This is a genomic window from Bacillus jepli (assembly GCF_047238305.1).
Taxonomy (GTDB): Bacteria; Bacillota; Bacilli; order Bacillales; family Bacillaceae_L; genus Ferdinandcohnia.
Genome location: NZ_JBDFMO010000001.1, coordinates 2785233 through 2809603, shown reverse-complemented (window position 1 = coordinate 2809603; position 24371 = coordinate 2785233). Strand labels below are relative to the sequence as shown.

At 40.5% G+C, this 24371-nt stretch carries 15 protein-coding genes, 3 rRNA genes, 2 pseudogenes and 1 riboswitch; of the genes and pseudogenes, 5 read left to right on the top strand and 15 right to left on the bottom strand.

Going from position 1 to position 24371, the window contains the following annotated elements; genetic code table 11:
• Positions 1-17: 17 nt before the first annotated feature.
• The 4 genes from ABC371_RS14325 to ABC371_RS14310 form a co-directional block, all read right to left on the bottom strand.
• Positions 18-299 carry a YqhV family protein gene (locus ABC371_RS14325; RefSeq protein ID WP_116352528.1) on the bottom strand — a complete coding sequence of 94 codons (282 nt, stop codon included), beginning with the start codon at positions 297-299 and terminating at the stop codon, positions 18-20.
• 273 nt (positions 300-572) lie between these two features.
• Positions 573-1130, bottom strand: coding sequence for an elongation factor P (gene efp, locus ABC371_RS14320; RefSeq protein ID WP_136380502.1), 558 nt, complete (start codon positions 1128-1130; stop codon positions 573-575).
• 40 nt (positions 1131-1170) lie between these two features.
• Entirely contained in the window at positions 1171-2232 is a 1062-nt protein-coding gene (locus tag ABC371_RS14315) for a M24 family metallopeptidase (RefSeq protein ID WP_412897402.1), read from the bottom strand.
• A 93-nt stretch (positions 2233-2325) separates the two neighbouring features.
• Positions 2326-2847, bottom strand: coding sequence for a YqhR family membrane protein (locus ABC371_RS14310; RefSeq protein WP_412897401.1), 522 nt, complete (start codon positions 2845-2847; stop codon positions 2326-2328).
• Positions 2848-3147: 300 nt separating this feature from the next.
• Between ABC371_RS14310 and ABC371_RS14305 the strand changes: the two genes are divergently transcribed.
• Complete coding sequence (locus ABC371_RS14305) at positions 3148-3555, top strand: SA1362 family protein (protein WP_412897400.1); 408 nt, start codon at positions 3148-3150, stop codon at positions 3553-3555.
• A 56-nt stretch (positions 3556-3611) separates the two neighbouring features.
• Here the strand turns inward: ABC371_RS14305 and ABC371_RS14300 are convergent, their stop codons facing one another.
• The 5 genes and pseudogenes from ABC371_RS14300 to ABC371_RS14280 all read right to left on the bottom strand — a co-directional run bounded on the left by ABC371_RS14300 (position 3612) and on the right by ABC371_RS14280 (position 9897).
• Positions 3612-4496, bottom strand: coding sequence for a patatin-like phospholipase family protein (locus ABC371_RS14300; protein ID WP_412897399.1), 885 nt, complete (start codon positions 4494-4496; stop codon positions 3612-3614).
• Between the two features lie 166 nt (positions 4497-4662).
• Positions 4663-6689: pseudogene (locus ABC371_RS14295) on the bottom strand (hypothetical protein).
• A gap of 216 nt (positions 6690-6905) precedes the next feature.
• Positions 6906-7811: a DUF559 domain-containing protein gene (locus ABC371_RS14290; protein ID WP_412897398.1), complete on the bottom strand. Its 906-nt coding sequence runs from the start codon at positions 7809-7811 to the stop codon at positions 6906-6908.
• Between the two features lie 116 nt (positions 7812-7927).
• A pseudogene (locus ABC371_RS14285) lies at positions 7928-8719 on the bottom strand (ribonucleotide reductase N-terminal alpha domain-containing protein); the annotation flags it as partial.
• Between the two features lie 341 nt (positions 8720-9060).
• A complete protein-coding gene (locus ABC371_RS14280) occupies positions 9061-9897 on the bottom strand; it encodes a lipoate--protein ligase family protein (RefSeq protein WP_412897397.1) in 837 nt (278 codons plus the stop codon).
• Positions 9898-10051: 154 nt separating this feature from the next.
• Between ABC371_RS14280 and ABC371_RS14275 the strand changes: the two genes are divergently transcribed.
• Positions 10052-10423, top strand: a complete 372-nt coding sequence (locus ABC371_RS14275) for a rhodanese-like domain-containing protein (protein WP_136380511.1) — start codon at positions 10052-10054, stop codon at positions 10421-10423.
• Positions 10424-10500: 77 nt separating this feature from the next.
• Positions 10501-11331, top strand: coding sequence for a hypothetical protein (locus tag ABC371_RS14270; RefSeq protein WP_412897396.1), 831 nt, complete (start codon positions 10501-10503; stop codon positions 11329-11331).
• 462 nt (positions 11332-11793) lie between these two features.
• Here the strand turns inward: ABC371_RS14270 and rrf are convergent.
• The 6 genes from rrf to gcvT form a co-directional block, all read right to left on the bottom strand.
• Positions 11794-11909, bottom strand: a 5S ribosomal RNA gene (rrf, locus tag ABC371_RS14265).
• A gap of 55 nt (positions 11910-11964) precedes the next feature.
• A 23S ribosomal RNA gene (locus ABC371_RS14260) occupies positions 11965-14895 on the bottom strand.
• 412 nt (positions 14896-15307) lie between these two features.
• A 16S ribosomal RNA gene (locus tag ABC371_RS14255) occupies positions 15308-16857 on the bottom strand.
• The 16S, 23S and 5S rRNA genes sit together here, the layout of an rRNA operon.
• A 313-nt stretch (positions 16858-17170) precedes the next feature.
• Positions 17171-18631: an aminomethyl-transferring glycine dehydrogenase subunit GcvPB gene (gene gcvPB / locus ABC371_RS14250; protein ID WP_412897395.1), complete on the bottom strand. Its 1461-nt coding sequence runs from the start codon at positions 18629-18631 to the stop codon at positions 17171-17173.
• Positions 18624-19970, bottom strand: coding sequence for an aminomethyl-transferring glycine dehydrogenase subunit GcvPA (gene gcvPA, locus ABC371_RS14245; protein ID WP_412897394.1), 1347 nt, complete (start codon positions 19968-19970; stop codon positions 18624-18626). Before gcvPA ends, gcvPB begins: the two co-directional genes overlap by 8 nt.
• 27 nt (positions 19971-19997) lie before the next feature.
• A complete protein-coding gene (gcvT, locus tag ABC371_RS14240) occupies positions 19998-21101 on the bottom strand; it encodes a glycine cleavage system aminomethyltransferase GcvT (RefSeq protein WP_412897393.1) in 1104 nt (367 codons plus the stop codon).
• Positions 21102-21434: 333 nt separating this feature from the next.
• Positions 21435-21528: riboswitch (glycine riboswitch) on the bottom strand.
• A gap of 297 nt (positions 21529-21825) precedes the next feature.
• On the opposite strand from gcvT, the gene ABC371_RS14235 reads away from it, so the two are divergent.
• A complete protein-coding gene (locus ABC371_RS14235; protein ID WP_412897392.1) occupies positions 21826-23517 on the top strand; it encodes a DEAD/DEAH box helicase in 1692 nt (563 codons plus the stop codon).
• Entirely contained in the window at positions 23495-24289 is a 795-nt protein-coding gene (locus ABC371_RS14230) for a YqhG family protein (protein ID WP_412897391.1), read from the top strand. The genes ABC371_RS14235 and ABC371_RS14230 overlap by 23 nt, the downstream gene beginning before the upstream one ends.
• Positions 24290-24371 lie beyond the last annotated feature (82 nt).

Below are 24371 nucleotides of genomic sequence, written 5' to 3'. Positions count from 1 at the left end.
GCCTACACATGTGATTTCTAGCGGAAGATTCCATACAAAATAAATGCAACTCCGAGCCCTATGAATAAAAGCTTTGAATAAGACAACTGATCAGCCAATCCAATAAGTCCAATCGACATTGTTGCAATCAAAATAAGTGGCCCTACAATTGCGAGCATCGCATTGACGGCTAGTGCTTTTTTCACATCATTAAAAGTCAGCATTAAAATGGCCGCCGTGATTTCTAAACATCCAGATATGATCCTCAGTCCAGCCATCGTTAAAACCGTTGAATCAAACACCGATAATAATCGTTTCATTGAAGTCCCCACCCAATAATTTTCTTTTGTACAACCTATGCTTGTTCACTGATTTTCAGAAGAGGAAATTTTAGAGGTGTGCATGAGGGGAGGTGGGGTAATGATGTTTGCGGGTTTACTTATTCCTATTTTTATCCATTTACGTGGTTGTTTTTGGTGTTTGCGGATTTTTTTCTCTCCTAATTTTATCTATCTACAAACCTCTTTTTGATGTTTGCAATCAAAAAAAGAACCCACCAAAAATGGTGAGTCCTAAAAAAATCTCAATATTGATTACGCACGTGAGATGTAAGATCCTTCAGTTGTGTTGATGATTAACACATCGCCTTCATTAATGAAGAAAGGAACTTGTACGATTAACCCTGTTTCTAGAGTAGCAGGTTTAGAACCGCCAGAAGCTGTATCCCCTTTGATACCAGGCTCTGTTTCAACAACCTTAAGCTCAACAGTATTTGGGAGCTCAACTCCAAGTGTTTCACTTTGGAACATCATGATGTGAACTTCCATGTTTTCTTTCAAGAACTTTAATTCATACTCAATTGCAGACGCTGGTAATTCGATTTGCTCATAGGATTCATTGTCCATGAATACATGTGAATCACCATTCGCATATAAATACTGCATTCTGCGGTTTTCGATTTGTGCTTTCGCTACTTTTTCACCGGCACGGAATGTTTTTTCTTGAACTGCACCTGTTCGAAGGTTACGAAGCTTTGAACGTACGAACGCAGCTCCTTTGCCTGGCTTAACGTGTTGGAAATCCATTACTCTCCAGATTCCACCGTCTACCTCAATTGTTAAACCTGTACGAAAATCGTTAACTGAAATCATATACTATTTCCTCCTAATCCAATTCCGACAAAACTTTTGCCTATAGAATAATTAATTCCTTTTTAGAGAAAGTAAGAGCATCGTTGCCGTCTTTTCTAACAACAAGATCATCTTCAATTCTCACGCCACCAAGTCCTGCTATGTAAATTCCTGGTTCACAGGTTACAATCATTCCAGGCTCAAGTACATTATCCGATCTGAATGATAGTCCTGGCTGCTCATGAACTTCCATACCTAATCCGTGCCCAGTAGAATGTCCAAAGAATTCACCATAGCCTTTTTCCGTAATATAATCACGGGTTAGAGCATCAGCTTCTTTTCCTGTAATGCCAGCCTTGATGCCTGCCATACCACGAAGTTGAGCTTCTAAAACAACATCATATATGTTTTTTAATTCATCGCTAGGAGTTCCAACTGCAACGGTACGTGTGATATCTGAGCAATATCCTTTATAATAGGCACCATAATCAAGAGTAACGAAATCACCTTTTTCAATCACTTTGTCGCTTGCTACGCCATGTGGTAAAGCAGAGCGATAACCAGATGCAACAATTGTGTCGAATGAAGATGAAGTAGCTCCCTGCTTACGCATAAAGAATTCTAACTCAGTAGATACTTCAATTTCCGTAATACCTGGGCGAATAACATCTAAGATATATGTAAAGGCGGCGTCAGCTATCTCCGCAGCTTCCTTTAATATCTTAATCTCTGACTCTGTCTTAATCAAGCGTAACTTTTCAATTGCACCTGAAACTGGGACAAGTTCAGCTTTCACTTCTGTGTCGTATGCGGTAAATGTCGCATAAGAAAGGTCCTCTTGCTCAAATCCAAGCTTTTTAATTCCCATTTTTTCAGCTTGTTTTGCAACCTCTTCAATAATTGGACCTGAATGTTGAACAATTTCAAATTCCTTTACCTGTTCATTGGCCTGCTCGACATAGCGAAAATCTGTAATAAATACGGCTGCATTTTCAGAAATGAGTGCAACTCCAGCTGTACCGGTGAAATTTGTTATGTAACGTCTGTTATAGCTATTCGTAACTAATAACCCATCGATTCCAAAGCCAGAAAAACTTTCGCGCAATTTTTCTAATTTACTCATCTAGTTTTCCCCCTAAGTACTCTAATACGTAAAACTCCCTTAAAAATAGAATGTTCGAACAAGAACATTCTATCATAATTTTCCCTAATTCACCTACTCATTTGTTGAGACCGCGTGTCTTTCGCCCTTCATTTCATTTTCCTCAAATGAAATCGAGTATCCAATAAAGACACCATATAGAATATAAAAGCATATAGTAGTAATAACTGTATTACGCTCTAGTTCTGCAACGGTTTTAATATCCGGAAAAATCGGATTAAACACATAAAAAACAATAAGCCATAAGACAATGCCAAATATGGCACCAACCCACATGGACTGAAATTTTTTTAGTAAAGCATAATATAAAAGTGCTACACCGATTGAGATAATACCAATCACAAAAATCCCAATAAACTGACCTAACATATGATTTTTCCAATCACCAAGGATCCATGGCTTTAGGATAAGGTTAGGGCTCAGTTCAGTAAAATGAAAAACATACGTAAAATAGGACAGCAAACTCCAAAAAATGCCTCCGAACAAACCTATAACAACAACCTTACCGATTAAGGACATTTCACCATCATGCTTGTTTTGTTCAAGTTCTGGATTCTTTTTTTCAGCATCTACCACAGGTCAACACCTCCATTCGGTAGTATGTCCATAACTTTTTTAATCTATTTGAAAAAATTCATGGAAAAATGTGTAGCAATGGAAATTGCTGGGCACAATAGTAAATGTTTATGAATAATTTATAAATTTTCTAAATAAATGATGTCGTTAACATAGAGGTTTATTAGCATATCCTGTAGAATATATATATAAGAAGTACTAATTTTTCATACAAATATCTATTAACTATGTGAAATATATGAGCAACAACGTTATGAATTTTTAATACAATATAAGGATAGTTTTCAGGAGGTGTATCTCATGAATCGTCGTAAATCAAATATAGTCGTAATGATTTTACTAGGATTAGGTGCACTTGGATTTGTCTACACTCTTTTCACTCGTCCAGGTTCATTACTCGTGCAAGCAGGCATGATTTTCCTATTCATAGGAATAATCTATCTACTATATAAATTTGTGATTAGTCGACGAATGGGAGGAAAAGAACATTCGGCTTATTTACGCGCAGCTAAACAATCAAGAAAGCGATTTAAATCTGGAAGTCAGAGAAAGTCCCAAACTATGGGAATGGGTAATAAGAAACATACGACAGCCGCAACAAAACGATCGACTGTATCGCCTATTCACAAAAAGCGAAAAACGAATACAACACACCTGACCGTAATTGAAGGAAAAAAGGGAAAAAAGAAGAACCGCGCACTATTTTAAGCTTTATTCAGCACAGGCTGAATAAAGTTTTTTTGATTCTTCTTTTATTTATTGGGTTAATAACTCCACGTTCGTAAAAAAGATTCGGTACGGATTTTACCTTGCTGAATAAGCTCTTGCTTTTTTTCATCCGTTAGTCCAAATTCTGTCGTCAACCCACTTTCAATTGGAATAAAAATGATATTCTTTTCATGCCGACGTGAAATATACCTTGCATCATGGGCATTTTTCATGGTTTCGAAGAGGGCTCCAAACATATCGATGGCATTATGAATTTTATTTTGTTTTTGCTGCTGGCTGTTCCCACTTAGCTTGATTCCAAGGACCGGTCGTTTTTTTAACATTTTTTCCTCATCAAAAAGCCAGATTGGAAAGTTTGATAATACCCCACCATCCACAACAATTGTATTACCTTGATAATCTTTTAAACGGACTGGCTCAAAAAAATACGGGAGGCTGCAGCTCATCCGAACCGCTTTTGCAACCGGAAAAGATGATGGATGAATGCCATAGCGCTCTAGGTCATCAGGCAACACAATGATTCTCCCATTGGTTAAGTCGGAAGCAATAATCCTTAAACGGCCAGGAGGGAGGTTTTGAAAGGTGACAACACCCTTGGCGCGAAGTTTTTGATAAATCCATTTCTCTAACATATCGCCTTTATATAAGCCAAGCCGCCAATATAAAAGAAGCCATTTAGCTAAGGGTGTAGGTAAAAGGGCTTTTCGTTGATCTAAAAAGTCACCGAGGTCTAATTCTTCCATAAGATCAATAATCTCACTACTTGTGTACCCCGCTGCGATTAAGGCAGCAATTAGGGAACCTGCACTAGTTCCGGCCATTCGTTTAAAGGCTAATCCTCTTTCTTCGATCGCTTGGTATGCGCCAATTAACGCAAATCCTTTAATACCCCCACCCGAAAAAACGCCATCGATTAACATAGAACCCCTCCCCATCCCCCACTATTGAAGCAAGGACGTTCTGTTGAAAATGTTAAAGCAATGCCTTTATACATTTTTAATCAAGAAGCTTGGGATTTAGTACGTATGATTCTTTTGGAGCATAAAAAAAGAAGGAATCGATTTGATTCCCTCTTCATGTTTAGAATTACAATCCACATTTAAGTTGTGCACCACAATTTGTACATGTGTTACATCCACCAAGGTCTTCGACTGTACCTTGACGACAAACTGGGCAAGTGTCACCCACTTCTGAACCAATGGTTACATCTGTTTGACGTAAATCCATGATTGTATCCATGAGTACGACATGGCTTTTTGGTTTTTCTTCTTCTTGTGTTGTCACTTCTGTATCTTCAAAAGTATTCTCTTCAGCTTTTAATGTAAGAACTTGAGCGTCACGGCTTCCATCAACGTAAACTGTACCACCTTTTGCTCCGCCTTTGTATAGGCGCTCGTATACAGCTTCTACTTGTGATACAGTATAGCCTTTCGGTGCGTTAACAGTTTTACTGATGGAACTGTCAATCCAGCGCTGAATGACGCATTGTACGTCAGCATGCGCTTCTGGCGAAAGTTCCATTGCAGAAACGAACCACTTTGGAAGGTTGTTTGGATCTGCTTCTGGGTGCTGCTCTAGATATTCTTGAACGATATCTGCTTTAACCTCAATAAACTTACCTAAGCGTCCACTTCTGAAATATGAGAATGAGAAGTAAGGTTCTAAACCTGTTGAAACGCCAACCATTGTTCCAGTGCTGCCTGTAGGAGCAACGGTTAGTAAGTGTGAGTTACGAATTCCGTGTTCTTTGATTCCTTCTTTGATATCTTCTGGCATTTTTTCCATGTATCCAGTATTAATTAACGCTTCTCTGATACGATTACCATCCTCTGGTGAATTTCCTTCTAAGAATGGGAAGCTACCTTTTTCTTTTGCGAGTTCAATTGAAGCACGGTAAGCAGTTGTTGCGATTGTTTCGAACACTTCGTCAACCAGCTTATTCCCTTCATCTGAACCATACTCTGTTTCACAATAGATAAGCAGATCGTGCAATCCCATAACACCTAGACCAACACGGCGCTCACCTAATGCTTGGGTTTTATTCGCTTCTAAGAAGTATGGAGTTGCATCGATTACGTTATCCTGCATTCTTACTCCAACCTCAACTGTTTGCTTGAGCTTTTCAAAGTTAACTGTTTTTGTTTCTTTATCAACCATTTCAGCTAAGTTCACCGCTGCAAGGTTACATACTGAATATGGTGCGAGTGGCTGTTCCAATTTTTTGTTATCGTAAAGGTTTTTTATCCTTACTTCTTACAGTTCATTTCCTGTAAGGTCAGCATACCTTTTCACCTGTTAGGTGCTGCGGCCTCGTGGAAGGATTATATTCTGCTTTAGCAGTTTCACCTTCTATGCGTTGCCCCTGACTAACCTGTTAAATTAGCCTTCGGTTCGGATTAGCTTCTCAGCCTTCCCGCTTTATTCCGCAGTTTTTTACGTGAGGCAAACTAAGCCACTACTCTTTTACCACACGGATTTGTTGCAACAACTTTTTGACCGTAGCTTTGTGCATTTGTCATGTCGTTTGCATTATCGATGAAGAATATTCCTGGTTCTGCAGCATAAGTTGCACAGATATTGATTAGGTTCCAAAGTTCTTTAGCTTTAATCTTACGGTATACACGTACTTTGTGGCCAAGTTTCTCCCACTCACGTACGTCCCCAACCTTGTGCCATTCTTCATTATAGTGTTTCATTTCTTCTTCATTGTAGCTTTCTACATCTGGGAATTTTAGTTCATATAATCCATCTTCTTCAACAGCTTGCATGAAATCCTTAGTGATACAGACTGAAATATTTGCACCTGTTAGAAACTCAGGATTATGGACACTATAAGATCCACCATTTACTAATTTTTGTTCAGCGTCTTTTATGATTTTTTCACTAAATCCGCCTAGCCCTGGAATTTGTTTATAGTTTACAATACCCTGGTACATTTGAACTTCCTGCTCTGTAAATGGAGTGAATTTTAGCTTTTCTTGAGCGTATTTTTTAATTGTATCATCTTCTGTATTTTCGATTAAATAACGAAGAATTCTTGGATTTTGCATTTTCGAGATGATGAATTCAATTATGTCCGGATGAAAATCCGCAAGCATGATCATCTGAGCCAAATTTGTTACGTTGATTCGCTAAATCAACTCTCTAAGTTTCCCTAGAGTTCAGACCATATCTTACATTCATTAAGAATGTCCCCGCGCTTCGAATTCGCTTGAATCCTACTCTACTCACTTCCGCCAATATTGACGTGCTTTCGATGGTCGTTGAACCTTCTCCAATTTAGGAGCTTGGCTGCTGATTGTCTTTGTCCACTCATAATTTTCAAACCTTCACGATTGTCGTTTCCAACTTCGTTGTGGTTTATGAGTCATATATGATGTTAAAACCTGTTTCACAACATCAAGATTGTTATTTATGTCATCTTCCCAAAATCTAATAATACAGTATCCATTTTTCATTGCAATCTGATCTTTTTCTTGGTCAATTATTATTCTTTCCTTTTGCCAATCTAAAGGTATCGGATAATATTTTGGATTTGCATGCCAATAATCCCCATCACATTCAATAATTAAATTTAAGTTAGGTAATAAGAAATCATATTGTCTTTTCTCTAAAACAAAGGAGTATTTATAGTTTATCTTTAAGTCTTTTAATAACTGTTCCAGTTTCTTTTCAATTGAGGTCTTTTGAAAAGTTTGGTTCTCCATTTGTTTAAGAGTAGCTAACCTTATTTTTTGAATTGTTTCATCATTATATATTCCAGTTTTCCCACTATTCCACGAAGGTGTGGCATTTTTTCGTCGGGTTTTTGCAGTTTTAGTTATTATTTTGTCAAAATGCTCTTTTTTATCTTTATCAGACATATTATTATGCCATTTAGAAATTTTTTCTGACTTAAGTTGCTTAGCGCATTCTTTACTACAAGTCTTTACTCGTAAGTCATCTTTAGTAAATGACTTTTGACAATATGAGCATTTTCTTACTTTACTTTTAACTTGCCAACAACCACTACTACAAAAACTATTTGGAATACCTCTCCTAACCTTTACTTGTTTATTACATACGGGATTATTGCATCTTAATTCTTCACTAGAATAATAGAACTTTGCAAGATAATCATCTAATGAAATGGAATGTATTTTTAAATGGGAAGTAAACTTACCTTGCTTATTGTGAACGAAAGTTTCATTACAGATTTTACATATCTGGCTATTTTTAGCATCATATGGTTTCATAGATAAATTCACCTCTAATAAGATTTTGTTTAATTAATCTGAGGTGTCCTCACTACGAAAACCTAAAGATTTCCCAGCAATTCACGAGGTTTGTTTATAGACGAGGCACTTTATCTACCACGTCTTGACCCGCCCTGCTCAACAAGATGTGTTAATTTCGCAATGTCATCTAACCATGAAACAGAACCAGATGACTTACCATTTACACCGCGTGCTAGTGTGTTACGTGGGCGTAATGTAGAACCGTTTGTTCCTACACCCCCACCACGGCTCATGATTTCCATGACTTGTTTGCGGTGCTCAGAGATCCCTTCTCGAGAATCCTGAACATACGGCATTACGTAACAGTTAAAATACGTAACATCCGTATCCGCACCTGCACCGTAAAGAACTCGACCAGCTGGAATGAAGTTTAGGCTTACAAGTTCTTGATAAAACTTTTCAAACCATTCCTTACGCTTTTCTTCCGTTTTCTCAACTGAAGCTAAACCAGTGGCATTTCTTTTTGCGATTTGCTCATATAAAATTTCAAGTGGTTTCTCAATAACATCTAGTGAGCGATTCACAATTCCTGTCTCGACTTCCTCAGGGTTGTCCAACACACCACGATACTCTTCTTCTACCAGTACCTGGGCTGTCTTCTTCTCCCAATCGATGTCAACGATGAAACCTAAACCACGTGCAGGAAACTTTGGATCCTCTTTGATCGTTAGAACAACAAAGTCACCTTCTGCTAAAGTAAGCTTCTCAGTATCCTTAAACGTATACCGGTCAAGCATTACAAGCCTAGACACGCCCTTATGCGTAATCTTCATGTCCTCTGTAATTGGATGGACCTGAGGAAAAAGGCGTATGTCCTGGTTCAACCTTTCAACATTAATATTCATTTTTTCTAGCACAACAGTCATTCCCACATCTCCCTTTAAATCTATTAAATCATTTGTGATTGTTTTATTGTGATAAAATTAAAGTATCATATATCCATATGAAAGACAACACAAAAATCAATATATAGTGTTAAAATAATTTTAGACACCACTACATATTGATTTTTATATAAACAAAATCTATTTTGTCAAACTGAAAATAATATAATATATAAAGAAAAACAGAGGAAAAACTAGGTAAACTAAATTTTTTCGCTTATTTTGAAGAATTTTGTCGGTTGCTTTTTACCTATATAGACGAAACTCAGTTATACCAAAGATTTCAAGTTTTGCCCTAGTAAAAAACGACTAAAAAAAGTCGTTTATCGTTTAAAATTCCATTCATCTGTTTTGTATCGTCTTTCTGCAATTTCATTTACATAGTTCAATTCTTCATTTGTCAATTGATATGGCTCAAGTACAACATTCAGGCCTTCCTCAAACCCTTCCTTAAAAGCTTTCTTCGCCTCTTCAATCGTAACTGGAATCTCCCTTAATGCATTTATAGCAACTGCTTTATTTTTAAAATTGCGCTGCATCCTTTCTTTGACACGCTCACTTGGATATTTAAATAGATCGAATAATTTATCCTCATCTATATCTAGTAAGATCGATCCATGTTGAAGAATAACACCCTTTTGTCTTGTTTGCGCACTCCCCGCAACTTTCCTTCCTTCAACAACAAGCTCGTACCAAGAAGGTGCATCAAAGCAAACAGCAGAACGTGGATTTTTTAATCCTTCACGCTCTTCAGCCGTCTTTGGAACAGCAAAATATGCATCAAGACCTAATTTGCGAAAACCTTGCAAAACACCTTCAGATATAACACGGTATGCCTCTGTCACCGTTTTAGGCATTTCAGGATGTTCCTCTGACACAATCACACTATAAGTAAGCTCCTGATCGTGTAAAACACCTCTTCCGCCTGTCGGACGACGAACAAAACCTAAACCATATTTTTTCACAGCATCTAAATCAATTTCTCTTTCAACTTTTTGAAAATAACCAATTGAAAGTGTCGCTGGATCCCAACCATAAAAACGAATTGTCGGTGGAATTTTCCCTTCACTGTTCCAATCAAGTAAGGCCTCATCTAAAGCCATATTAAACGCTGGCGAACAATTGCCAGAATCAATAAATCTCCATACCTCTTTTTCCATACGAAACCCTCTTTGTTCAATATTGTTTGCCATTCCTTAGTCTATCAGAACAAAAATTGTTTTTCAAAATCAAAACCTCCAGAGAATTCCTTTGATTCTTTTTAAACACACGAATATAATAGAAAAGAGAGATAGAAAAAGGAGTAGATTGATTTTGGAAATACTTTTAATTGTTTTAGGTGCAATCATTGCATATGGGGTTATCACATTCTTCTACCAAAGAAAAATAGTTACTGTTTTAAATGAAGAGAAATTTCGTGAAGGATATCGTAAAGCACAACTAATCGATGTCCGTGAACCAAACGAATTTGACGGGGGTCATATTCTAGGTGCACGTAACATACCATTATCACAAATGAAAATGCGCTTAACTGAAATCAGACCTGATAAACCAGTCTACTTATACTGCCAAAACACTGTCCGTAGTGGCCGTGCAGCACAATTACTTCGTAGAAAAGGCTATAAAGAACTTTACCAGCTGCAAGGTGGTTTTAAAAAGTGGTCAGGTAAAATAAAGAAAAAATAACCTATTCCATTTTGGGAATAGGTTTTTTCATGTGTGGTTTATGATAAAATATGGAAAGAATAGCCCGAGGTGATACTTTGAACATTTCGAAAGGACTTTACCATACCATCTACCATCCAAGACTAATCATCATTCCGCTTATCGTAAACGTATTTCTAACATTCATAGGAACATTAGGAGCATATGCTGGCTTCCGTATATTATATTTTAGCAATAGCTACGCAGCACCCTTTGGAATCCCTTTATTAGATGATGTTATATTTCCTTTTCAGGGGCTAACAACAAATTGGTTGCTTACCAGCATAGCCACCATTGGCATACTATTATTAAAAAGCTATGCGCTTAGCACCTACCTCGGCTCCATGAAATGCTTTTTAATAGGACCTGATAATACATATTCCATCTTAAAAATAGCCCCTTATTATTTTGATAGAATGGTGAAGTTTTCAATAATCGAGTTCTTCATCAGTGGAGTATTCTTCACTTTCTCAAATGTTATTTGGCCATTAGCCTTTTTAGGAATTTTAATTGTATTATTTTATTCCCTAACCCCGTACATCATAGTTCTAGAGGACACCACTGTAAGGGATGCAATTGCAAGATCACCAAAACTATTAATAAAAAACTTCGGAGCATTATTTTTCATTGCGTTGATTTCACTAACTTTGACATTTTTAATAACGGAGATTCCATTTACTAACACAAAAATGGAATACTATGTTGTTTCACTCCTATATAGTTTTTTCGGGACCATCATGATCTTTTCTGTAATGAATTGTTTACATAAAAGCATCTATACATTCAGTCTTCCGTCAAAGAGAGTAATAAAATCCAGAAAGCTTTTCCTACCATTATGGATCGTAGCCCTTCTTTTACCATTACTTGGGGCTTTGCTCATTATTGATTAAGGAAGGAAGAGTTAAATGAATGGATCTGGAAGAAGTTTAGTTGGAGTAATCTATCAAATAGAGAGTTATTTTAATTTTATGTAACATGGTATACGGTTTTTGTGGTTTACGGTATACCATTTATTGTTTTACGATTGGGTGATATACCGCTAATGCTGTTTGCGGTATACCATTTATCGTTTTGCGATTGGGTGATATACCGCTTGGGTGATATACTGTTAATGGTATTTGCGGGTTTGACTTCCCCTAATTTTTTACAAATAAGAACCTCTTTATGACGTTCGCTTAGTCATCATTACCTAATTTTTTGTCGTTATTAAAAATGACAATCTAAAAAAGCTTTTGTATTTGCCAGCGTTACTATTCCTATATTTAATCCATGAACTAGGAATAAATCGCCACTTTTCGTTACCACAAAAATAATACAAAAAAAGACCAACCATATTGGCTGATCTTTAGTGTGCCTAGCGACGTCCTACTCTCACAGGGACAAAGTCCCAACTACCATCGGCGCTGAAGAGCTTAACTTCCGTGTTCGGTATGGGAACGGGTGTGACCTCTTCGCTATCGCCACTAGACTATGTTGAAGGATTCATTCCCTCAAAACTAGATAACGCTCCTACATTCATCATTTTGGTTAAGTCCTCGATCGATTAGTATCAGTCAGCTGCACATGTCACCATGCTTCCACCTCTAACCTATCAACCTCGTCATCTTCGAGGGATCTTACTAGTTTAACACTATGGGAAATTTCATCTTGAGGGGGGCTTCATGCTTAGATGCTTTCAGCACTTATCCCTTCCACACATAGCTACCCAGCTATGCCCTTGGCAGGACAACTGGTACACCAGCGGTGTGTCCATCCCGGTCCTCTCGTACTAAGGACAGCTCCTCTCAAATTTCCTACGCCCACGACGGATAGGGACCGAACTGTCTCACGACGTTCTGAACCCAGCTCGCGTACCGCTTTAATGGGCGAACAGCCCAACCCTTGGGACCGACTACAGCCCCAGGATGCGATGAGCCGACATCGAGGTGCCAAACCTCCCCGTCGATGTGGACTCTTGGGGGAGATAAGCCTGTTATCCCCGGGGTAGCTTTTATCCGTTGAGCGATGGCCCTTCCATGCGGAACCACCGGATCACTAAGCCCGACTTTCGTCCCTGCTCGACTTGTAGGTCTCGCAGTCAAGCTCCCTTGTGCCTTTACACTCTACGAATGATTTCCAACCATTCTGAGGGAACCTTTGGGCGCCTCCGTTACTCTTTAGGAGGCGACCGCCCCAGTCAAACTGCCCACCTGACACTGTCTCCAAGGCCGATAAGGCCTTCGGGTTAGAATTTCAATACAGCCAGGGTAGTATCCCACCGACGCCTCCACCGAAGCTGGCGCTCCGGCTTCCAAGGCTCCTACCTATCCTGTACAAGCTGTACCAAAATTCAATATCAGGTTGCAGTAAAGCTCCACGGGGTCTTTCCGTCCTGTCGCGGGTAACCTGCATCTTCACAGGTACTATAATTTCACCGAGTCTCTCGTTGAGACAGTGCCCAGATCGTTACACCTTTCGTGCGGGTCAGAACTTACCTGACAAGGAATTTCGCTACCTTAGGACCGTTATAGTTACGGCCGCCGTTTACTGGGGCTTCGATTCAGAGCTTCGCTTACGCTAACCCCTCCTCTTAACCTTCCAGCACCGGGCAGGTGTCAGCCCCTATACTTCGCCTTGCGGCTTCGCAGAGACCTGTGTTTTTGCTAAACAGTCGCCTGGGCCTATTCACTGCGGCTTTTCAGGGCTATTCACCCTAAAAAGCACCCCTTCTCCCGAAGTTACGGGGTCATTTTGCCGAGTTCCTTAACGAGAGTTCTCTCGATCACCTTAGGATTCTCTCCTCGCCTACCTGTGTCGGTTTGCGGTACGGGCACCTTCTACCTCGCTAGAAGCTTTTCTTGGCAGTGTGGAATCAGGAACTTCGGTACTTTATTTCCCTCGCCATCACAGCTCAACCTTACGGTAAGCGGATTTGCCTACTTACCAGTCTAACTGCTTGGACGCGCATATCCAACAGCGCGCTTACCCTATCCTCCTGCGTCCCTCCATTGCTCAAACGGTAATGAGGTGGTACAGGAATTTCAACCTGTTGTCCATCGCCTACGCTTTTCAGCCTCGGCTTAGGTCCCGACTAACCCTGAGCGGACGAGCCTTCCTCAGGAAACCTTAGGCATTCGGTGGAGGGGATTCTCACCCCTCTTTCGCTACTCATACCGGCATTCTCACTTCTAAGCGCTCCACCAGTCCTCTCGGTCTGACTTCGCTGCACTTAGAACGCTCTCCTACCATTGTTCGTAAGAACAATCCACAGCTTCGGTGATACGTTTAGCCCCGGTACATTTTCGGCGCAGAGTCACTCGACCAGTGAGCTATTACGCACTCTTTAAATGGTGGCTGCTTCTGAGCCAACATCCTGGTTGTCTAAGCAACTCCACATCCTTTTCCACTTAACGTATACTTTGGGACCTTAGCTGGTGGTCTGGGCTGTTTCCCTCTTGACTACGGATCTTATCACTCGCAGTCTGACTCCCGAGAATCAAGTCTTTGGCATTCGGAGTTTGACTGAATTCGGTAACCCGATGAGGGCCCCTAGTCCAATCAGTGCTCTACCTCCAAGACTCTAACTCGAGGCTAGCCCTAAAGCTATTTCGGAGAGAACCAGCTATCTCCAAGTTCGATTGGAATTTCTCCGCTACCCACACCTCATCCCCGCACTTTTCAACGTGCGTGGGTTCGGGCCTCCATTCAGTGTTACCTGAACTTCACCCTGGACATGGGTAGATCACCTGGTTTCGGGTCTACGACCACGTACTATATCGCCCTATTCAGACTCGCTTTCGCTGCGGCTCCGTCTCTTCAACTTAACCTTGCACGGAATCGTAACTCGCCGGTTCATTCTACAAAAGGCACGCCATCACACATAAATGTGCTTTGACTACTTGTAGGCACACGGTTTCAGGTTCTATTTCACTCCCCTCCCGGGGTGCTTTTCACCTTTCCCTCACGGTACTGGTTCACTATCGGTCACTAGGGAGTATTTAGCCTTGGGAGATGGTCCTCCCAGCTTCCGACGGGATTTCTCGTGTCCCGCCGTACTCAGGATCCACTCAAGAGAGAACGAAGTTTCAACTACAGGGTTGTTACCTTCTCTGACGGACCTTTCCAGGTCACTTCGTCTACTTCGCTCTTTTGTAACTCCGTATAGAGTGTCCTACAACCCCAAGAGGCAAGCCTCTTGGTTTGGGCTATCTTCCGTTTCGCTCGCCGCTACTCAGGAAATCGCGTTTGCTTTCTCTTCCTCCGGGTACTAAGATGTTTCAGTTCCCCGGGTCTACCTTCACTTACCCTATGAATTCAGGTAAGGATACTGCCCCATTACGAGCAGTGGGTTTCCCCATTCGGAAATCTTCGGATCAATGCTTACTTACAGCTCCCCGAAGCATATCGGTGTTAGTACCGTCCTTCATCGGCTCCTAGTGCCAAGGCATCCACCGTGCGCCCTTCATAACTTAACCTATTCGGCTTTGATAAGCTTCGAATCTCTTCGTCATCGCTTGTCGTCATCATCCTCACGTACGTTAAAGTACGCTCCGGTGATTCCTCAATCGGTTCCTCGACCTTCTCGCTTCTCATTCACCTTTAAGTTTTAAAGAACTTTTACTACTTCAATGAATGTTTTGTTACGTTATCTAGTTTTCAAGGAACGAGGCTACTGACTTCAATCACATCGTGATTAATCATCAGTGAGTTATCTTCATGCTGCCTTGCGCTGAGGAATCAATCATCTTCGATTTATCTTTTAGACGCAAGCGCAAATGATTTTTGCCGAAAGCAAAAATCGACCTCTGAAAGCACAAAAGCACTCTCAAAACTGACCACAATACAAAGCGTCTTTTTATGAAGTTCGTAGAACTTCAGTTTCCTTAGAAAGGAGGTGATCCAGCCGCACCTTCCGATACGGCTACCTTGTTACGACTTCACCCCAATCATCTGTCCCACCTTAGGCGGCTGGCTCCTTACGGTTACCCCACCGACTTCGGGTGTTACAAACTCTCGTGGTGTGACGGGCGGTGTGTACAAGGCCCGGGAACGTATTCACCGCGGCATGCTGATCCGCGATTACTAGCGATTCCGGCTTCATGCAGGCGAGTTGCAGCCTGCAATCCGAACTGAGAATGGTTTTATGGGATTGGCTTAACCTCGCGGTTTCGCTGCCCTTTGTACCATCCATTGTAGCACGTGTGTAGCCCAGGTCATAAGGGGCATGATGATTTGACGTCATCCCCACCTTCCTCCGGTTTGTCACCGGCAGTCACCTTAGAGTGCCCAACTGAATGCTGGCAACTAAGATCAAGGGTTGCGCTCGTTGCGGGACTTAACCCAACATCTCACGACACGAGCTGACGACAACCATGCACCACCTGTCACTCTGTCCCCGAAGGGAAAATCCTATCTCTAGGAGTGTCAGAGGATGTCAAGACCTGGTAAGGTTCTTCGCGTTGCTTCGAATTAAACCACATGCTCCACCGCTTGTGCGGGCCCCCGTCAATTCCTTTGAGTTTCAGTCTTGCGACCGTACTCCCCAGGCGGAGTGCTTAATGCGTTTGCTGCAGCACTAAAGGGCGGAAACCCTCTAACACTTAGCACTCATCGTTTACGGCGTGGACTACCAGGGTATCTAATCCTGTTCGCTCCCCACGCTTTCGCGCCTCAGCGTCAGTTACAGACCAGAGAGCCGCCTTCGCCACTGGTGTTCCTCCACATCTCTACGCATTTCACCGCTACACGTGGAATTCCGCTCTCCTCTTCTGCACTCAAGTCCCCCAGTTTCCAATGACCCTCCACGGTTGAGCCGTGGGCTTTCACATCAGACTTAAAGGACCGCCTGCGCGCGCTTTACGCCCAATAATTCCGGATAACGCTTGCCACCTACGTATTACCGCGGCTGCTGGCACGTAGTTAGCCGTGGCTTTCTGGTTAGGTACCGTCAAGGTACCGCCCTATTCGAACGATACTTGTTCTTCCCTAACAACAGAGCTTTACGATCCGAAGACCTTCTTCGCTCACGCGGCGTTGCTCCGTCAGACTTTCGTCCATTGCGGAAGATTCCCTACTGCTGCCTCCCGTAGGAGTCTGGGCCGTGTCTCAGTCCCAGTGTGGCCGATCACCCTCTCAGGTCGGCTACGCATCGTTGCCTTGGTGAGCCGTTACCTCACCAACTAGCTAATGCGCCGCGGGCCCATCTGTAAGTGATAGCTAAAAGCCATCTTTTAATATAAGACCATGTGGTCTCATGTGTTATCCGGTATTAGCTCCGGTTTCCCGAAGTTATCCCAGTCTTACAGGCAGGTTGCCCACGTGTTACTCACCCGTCCGCCGCTAACCTTTGGGAGCAAGCTCCCTCAGGTTCGCTCGACTTGCATGTATTAGGCACGCCGCCAGCGTTCATCCTGAGCCAGGATCAAACTCTCCAATAAGAGTATTGATTGCTCAATAAATAAAAAATTAAAATTAACGTTGACGCTTGTATTGTGTTCAGTTTTCAAAGAACTTTTTAACCCGCCGCTCAAAAGCGACTTTGTTAATATATCATCTATCAATCATTTGTGTCAACAACTTTTTCAAAAACAATTTTCTTCTTTAAAAGTTGTTAAGCAATCAATCACGTTGTCGTAATAACTTAATCTATATTAACAGCCCCCCATTCATTTTTCAATACTTTTAACCACGGTAAATAATGGTAAAAAAAGAGACTCATCCAAAACAGGATGAATCTCTTCTATATATTGTTTATTGTTTTTGATATCGTAAAACAGGTTTTCTTGCTGCTAATGTTTCATCTAGTCGACTAACAACCGTTGTGTGTGGTGCTTCTTGAACGATTTCTGGATTTTCTTCCGCTTCTTTCGCAATTTGGATCATTGCTTCGATGAATGAATCCAGTGTTTCTTTTGATTCTGTTTCAGTTGGTTCAATCATCATACATTCCTCAACATTTAATGGGAAGTAGATGGTTGGTGGATGATAGCCAAAATCGAGTAATCGTTTTGCAATATCTAATGTACGAACCCCTAATTTCTTTTGACGTCTGCCAGATAAAACGAATTCGTGCTTACAGTGTTTATCATATGGTAGGTCAAAATATGGTGCTAGACGACGCATCATGTAGTTTGCATTAATAACAGCATTTTCAGTTACAGCTTTTAGACCATCCGGACCAATTGAACGAATGTACGTATATGCACGAACATTGATTCCAAAGTTTCCATAGAACGGTTTTACGCGACCAATTGATTGTGGACGGTTATAATCGAAATGATAGCCTTCCTCTGTTTTAACAAGTACTGGTTTTGGTAGGAATGGAATTAAATCTTCCTTCACTCCAACAGGACCCGATCCTGGACCGCCACCGCCATGTGGACCCGTAAATGTTTTGTGTAAGTTTAAGTGAACAACGTCAAATCCCATGTCACCAGGACGAGCCTTACTTAATACCGCATTTAAGTTCGCTCCGTCATAATAAACTTTACCACCAGCTAAGTGGATGATTTCTGTCATTTCTAGGATGTTTTCTTCAAAAAGACCTAAAGTATTAGGATTTGTGAGCATCAATGCAGCAGTGTCTGGTCCAACTACTCGACGTAAATCTTCTAAATCTACAAGTCCGTCTTCACCAGATTTTACTGTAATTGTTTCAAAACCTGCTACTGTTGAAGACGCTGGGTTTGTACCATGTGCTGAGTCAGGCACAATTACTTTTGTACGAGCAGTATCATTGTTTGCTTCATGATATGCACGGATCATCATTAATCCAGTCCACTCACCATGTGCACCAGCTGCTGGTTGAAGGGTTACTTCATCCATTCCTGTAATTTCTTTTAGATGCTCTTGAAGGTCATACATTAATTCCATCGCACCTTGAACTGTACTCTCGTCTTGTAAAGGATGGATATGAGCAAATCCATTATAGCGAGCCACATTTTCATTAATTTTCGGATTGTACTTCATAGTACATGATCCTAGTGGATAAAACCCTGAATCCACCCCATGATTACGTTTGGATAATGCAGTATAATGTCGCATGATATCTAATTCTGATACTTCTGGTAGCTCTGGCTCCTCTACGCGAAGATAGTCACTAGGGATAACATCATCGAGATTTACCTGAGGTACGTCTAATTCTGGCAAACTATAACCAATTCGACCTGGCTTTGATAGTTCAAAAATTAATGGTTGATCTTGCTTATTCATGGCTATCCCCCAATTCTTTTACAAGAGTATCAATCTCTTCTTTTGTACGAAGCTCAGTTACTGCCACTAACATATACCCCTCAAGTTCTGGGTAATCACGACCTAAGTCGTATCCACCTATCAGTCCTTTTTCTATTAAACGAGCATTTACGTCTTTTACAGACTTACCAACTTTTACAACAAATTCATTAAAGAATGGGCCTTCAAATCCAATTTCGAAACCATTTTCTTTAAATTGTTGCTTTGCATAGTAGGCTTTTTGGATGTTTTGGGTTGCAATTTCTTTTACACCCTTTTTCCCTAATGCTGTCATTGCAACAGATGCTGCTAATGCGTTCAAGGCTTGGTTTGAACAAATATTTGATGTTGCTTTATCACGACGGATATGTTGTTCACGCGCCTGAAGTGTTAATACAAAGCCGCGTTTTCCTTCTTCATCAACTGTTTGACCAACTAGACGACCCGGCACTTTACGCATTAATTTTGACGTAACCGCGAAATACCCACAGTGTGGCCCACCAAACGCTGCTGGAATTCCAAATGGCTGTGCATCCCCAACCACGATATCAGCTCCAAGTTTTCCAGGAGGTGTTAAAGCTCCAAGTGCTAATGGATTACTTGATACAACAAACATGCTCTTTCCAGTGTGAGCAACTGCTTCGATTTCTTTTAGAGGTTCAATTTGGCCCAAGAAATTTGGATACTGAACGATAACACAAGCTACCTCGTCATCCATTAAAGAGCTAAGTGCGTCAACATCAGTTACACCGTTCTTAGCTGGGACTTCAACCACTTCAATGTATTGACCCTTTGCATAGGTTTCTAGAACCAGTCTAGATTCGGGATGTACTGCTTGAGAAACGAGTACTTTTTTCTTTTTTGTATGGCCAGATGCTAGCATTGCAGCTTCAGCTAAAGCTGTTCCACCATCATACATTGAAGAGTTTGCTACATCCATTCCTGTTAACTCACAAATCATAGTTTGGAATTCAAATATGGCTTGTAATTCACCCTGAGAAATTTCAGGTTGGTATGGTGTATAAGCTGTATAAAATTCTGAGCGTGAAAGAACATGGTCTACAATAACCGGCATATAGTGATCGTAAACACCTGCTCCTAAGAACGAAGCATTTTGACGTAAATCAGCATTTTTCGCAGCAAGTACAGAAAGTTCTTTCATTAAAGCAGTCTCTGATTTTACCTTCTTGATCTTGTATTCGCCTTTAAATTGAACACTTTCTGGAATATCACTAAAAAGCTCATCGACTGTGGATACGCCGATTGCTTGAAGCATTTCGTTTTTATCTTGTTCCGTCATTGGTAAATAACGATGTTTCATGAATGTACCCCTTTCCCACAACTCCATTTATTTTTTTGGTCGCTTATAAAAAGGTGTTGCCACCACAACTGCTTTAAGACGCTTTTTACGAACTTGAACTTCAACTTCTCTTCCTAGTTCGGCATGTTCCGTTTTAATAAGTACTAAACCAATATTTTTTTGAAGGGTTGGTGATTGTGTTCCTGTTGTAACTTCGCCCACTTGCTCGTCACCAACATAAACTTTATAGCCATGACGTGGTATACCTTTATCAATCATTTCGATTCCCACGATTTTTCGAGGAGCTCCCTCTTCTTTTTGCTGTTTTAAAACTGTTTTCCCAATAAAGTCAGCTTCTTTATTAGGTTTTACGGCAAAACCGATACCAGCTTCGATTGGAGTGATATCTTTAGATAGTTCTTGTCCATAAAGCGCAAGATTAGCTTCAAAGCGCAATGTATCACGCGCACCTAATCCACAAGGTAATACACCTTCTGGTTCACCAGCTTCTATAACAGCATTCCATAAGATAGGAGTATCATCAGCTTGACAATATATTTCAAAACCATCTTCCCCTGTATAACCCGTTCTTGAAACAAGTGTTTTCTTTCCTGCAATTTCAACTTCATCTTGGAATTTAAAAAATTTAATTTCATTTAAATTTGTATTTGTTAGTTTCTGTAAAACAGCTTCAGCTAATGGTCCTTGTAGTGCAAGTTGTCCAATCTCGTTTGAAATGTTGACTACTTCTACATCGCCAAAGACATGCTCTTTCAACCAATCAAAATCTTTTTCTGTATTTGAGGCATTTACAACTAGTAAGTAATGTTCATCGGATTTTTTATAGATAAGTAGGTCATCAATTGTTCCACCATTTTCATAGCACATGGCCGTGTATTGTGTTGCACCATCTTTTAAAGTTGAAACATCATTTGTCATCAATTTTTGAAGATATGCTAAGCTGTCCTTTCCTTTTACATCGATTTCACCCATGTGGGAAACGTCAAAAAGACCTGCTTTTGTACGAACAGCTTCATGCTCTTCTTTAATACTTGAGAATTGGACTGGGAGATCCCATCCACCAAAATCAATTGTTTTGGCGCCATGCTTTTGATACTCATCAAATAATGGTGTTCGTTTTAATTCAGTCAACCCGATTCCTCCTTCACATTTCCTCAATTTAATTGGTATTTAGGGCTTCGTTACAAAACCGAAAGATTCTGAAAACGCAAAAAAGGACAGATAAACTCCACAGCATTGTGAAGTCTCTGTCCTTGCACCTGAAAGTTTACCCATTGCTTATTAAAAGCATATTAGGTTTGCCCCTTTGGTGGCCATGCGGGTCATTATAAGCTTCGAATCTCTTCGTCAGTTTCATTTTTCCGGTCCTCACGTATTTTTTAATACGCTCTGGTCCTCAAAACTTCACTTCCTTGACCTTCTCGCTTCTAATACCCCTCAATTTACCGGCTCTCTCCAGAGTTGCGTCAAACAAGAGTCTTTTTGCCTGAGAGATTCACAATTGTCCTTGCTTGCTCCTTCGGCGCTACAAAAATGTAGTCTCTCCCCTTGTTATCATTCGCGGTCTTCATATTTTTCATTTTTTTGGTAACACTAACGAAATGACTATGGAAAATTTATCATATCCAGCCCAAAAGCTTTTATTTTCTTTATAAAAGATAGGACGCTAAACCCTTGTTTAAAACAAAGAGAAGCGTTTTCCAACTACCTTCATCCTACCATCATCCAGCGATTTGGGCAATATATTATTTTCTTAACATTATTTTATTTTTCCAGTAAAACGTTCGGGTTTTGAAGAAAAGTTCTGTATTTTCTATATGAATATCATACTCAACTAAGAAAGGACTGTGAAAATATGAATGTCGATTTTGAATTTGATCAGTCGTGGCAAGGTGACTTTTTGCAAAGAATTGACGATGACGGTCCTTGGGCGAACTGGGAGTTATACAAGCTTGCATATGAAGTAGAAAAACACCAGTCGATACCTGAATTCGAGGGTCTTCAGGCTCCTAAGCATTTACCACAATTAACACCACTTCCCCATCAACTTGAGGTTGCGAAGCAAGTGGTTGAAAAAATGAATGGTAAAGCGATTTTAGCCGATGAGGTAGGGCTTGGAAAAACAATTGAGGCAGGCCTGATTTTAAAAGAATATATGATTCGCGGCCTTGTAAAAAAGGTTTTGATTCTTGTTCCAGCCTCCCTTGTATCCCAATGGGCTTCGGAATTAAATCAAAAGTTTTATATTCCTGCGGTCCAGCAGAAAAAGAGCTATATGTGGGAGCAATATGATGTCATTGTTTCATCCATAGATACAGCTAAAAGAAGTCCACATCGGGAAATTGTGTATGAGCAAGATTACGATTTGATCATCATTGACGAGGCTCACAAGCTTAAAAACAATAAAACGAAAAACTATGAATTTGTTCAAAATCTAAAAAAGAAGTTTTGTTTACTATTAACAGCTACCCCTATTCAAAACAGAATTGATGAAATCTTTAACCTTGTGTCGTTACTTAAACCAGGTCATTTAGGTAATCAGGAAAATTTTGAGGAATCATTCGGGAAAAAGAGCCGCTCGATGGATGATCATGAGCATTTAAAAGAACTGGTCAATAAGGTGATGATACGTAATCGCCGTGATGACACAGGAATTGAGTGGACAAAGCGGAAGGTTGAAACTGTTCCGATTGAGTTCTCAGAGACTGAACAGGAGCTATATGATGCGATTTCTGCCTATAGGTCTAGTTTGTCAGGCTTTGCGTCCAGTATGTTCTCCATTCTAACTTTGCAAAGAGAGGCTTGCAGTAGTCGGGAGGCCGTCTATTTTACATTGAAAAAGATGCTTGAGAAGAAGAATGAGGATGGCAGTGCCGCGGCACCTGAGGATATAGTGATGGGACTCATGAAAAAGGTCGAACAGGTCACGCAAAATTCAAAGGCTGAGAAAGCAGTGGAATTAATCAAACAAATTGATGATAAAGTCATCATTTTTACCGAATATCGTGCGACGCAATTGTACTTGCAATGGTTCCTGCAGCAAAATGGAATATCATCTGTTCCATTTAGAGGTGGATTCAAGCGTGGGAAAAAGGATTGGATGCGAGAATTATTTAAAGGTAAGTTCCAGGTTTTGATTGCAACTGAGGCTGGTGGCGAAGGGATTAACCTGCAATTCTGTAACCATATAATCAATTATGACCTTCCTTGGAATCCAATGAGACTTGAACAGCGCATTGGGCGTATTCATCGTCTTGGTCAGGAAAAAGATGTTCATATCTATAATTTCGCAACAAAGAACACGGTTGAAGAGCATATTTTAAAGCTATTATATGAAAAAATTAATCTGTTTGAACGTGTCATCGGTCAATTAGACGATATTTTAACAAGGCTCGATCTTGGTAATATTGAAGATCACATTCAAGACATCATGCTTCGGTCTCGGAGTGAGGGTGAAATGAGAATTAAAATGGAAAATTTAACGTCGATTATTAGCTTTGAAGAACAAAACGGTGGTGAGCAGCGTGCAGCAACAGGAAATCGTTAATTTTCTAGAGAAATATTTTGTATCAAATCATTGTGAAATTCTTGTACGACATCCAGGATATATGTCCGTGCAATTGACAATTGATTTGGATAAGCAACTCATGAACCGCCCCTTTTATTGGACATATGTTGAAAAAACAGGCGGAGAACCGAATCCAATGAAGCTAACGTTAATTACGGACCGGGACCAAACGCCTGACAATGTAAAGGGTGACTTTATCCATTTCGGGGCTCCCCGCTTACATCAAATTTTTGAATCAACAAAAAAGCTAGCAAGCTATATTCGATTGTATCAGCAAAAGCCCCCGGGTGCTCAAGGAAATACACCCCTTTTCCCATGGCTTGGGTTAAATGTGAAGGTTTCCTATAAAAGTGACCGTAAGCGTGATGTGTTAATGTCACTGGGCTTACAGCTAATCAACGGAATCATTGTTGAGGACTTTCAGGAAAAACTAGAGGAACTACCACTCACACCAAAAATTCCTGATTTAACGTACACGATGTCACCACTTGTGAAGCCGCAAAGTGGTGTCAATCGTCTTCAACAATATGTGAGAGGCTTCGTTGAATCACAGGATCATGCATGGGCAGATGAAGCGAGACAACGTTGGGATGAGGATTTAGCTTTGTTAGATGCCTTTTATGAGGGAATCGACGAAAAACCTGAAAGCTATGAAATTGAAAAAGAAGCCCTTAAGGATCAATACGAACCGAGAGTTCTTGTCGAAATAATCAATGGAGGATTGTTTTATCTTTGTCAAAACGCGATCTGAAATAGGCCTATCCTCATTTTTGGGGGTAGGTTACATTTTTTTAGGCTTTCTTCTAAAAAATCGTTCGACAAATACCTTGCAT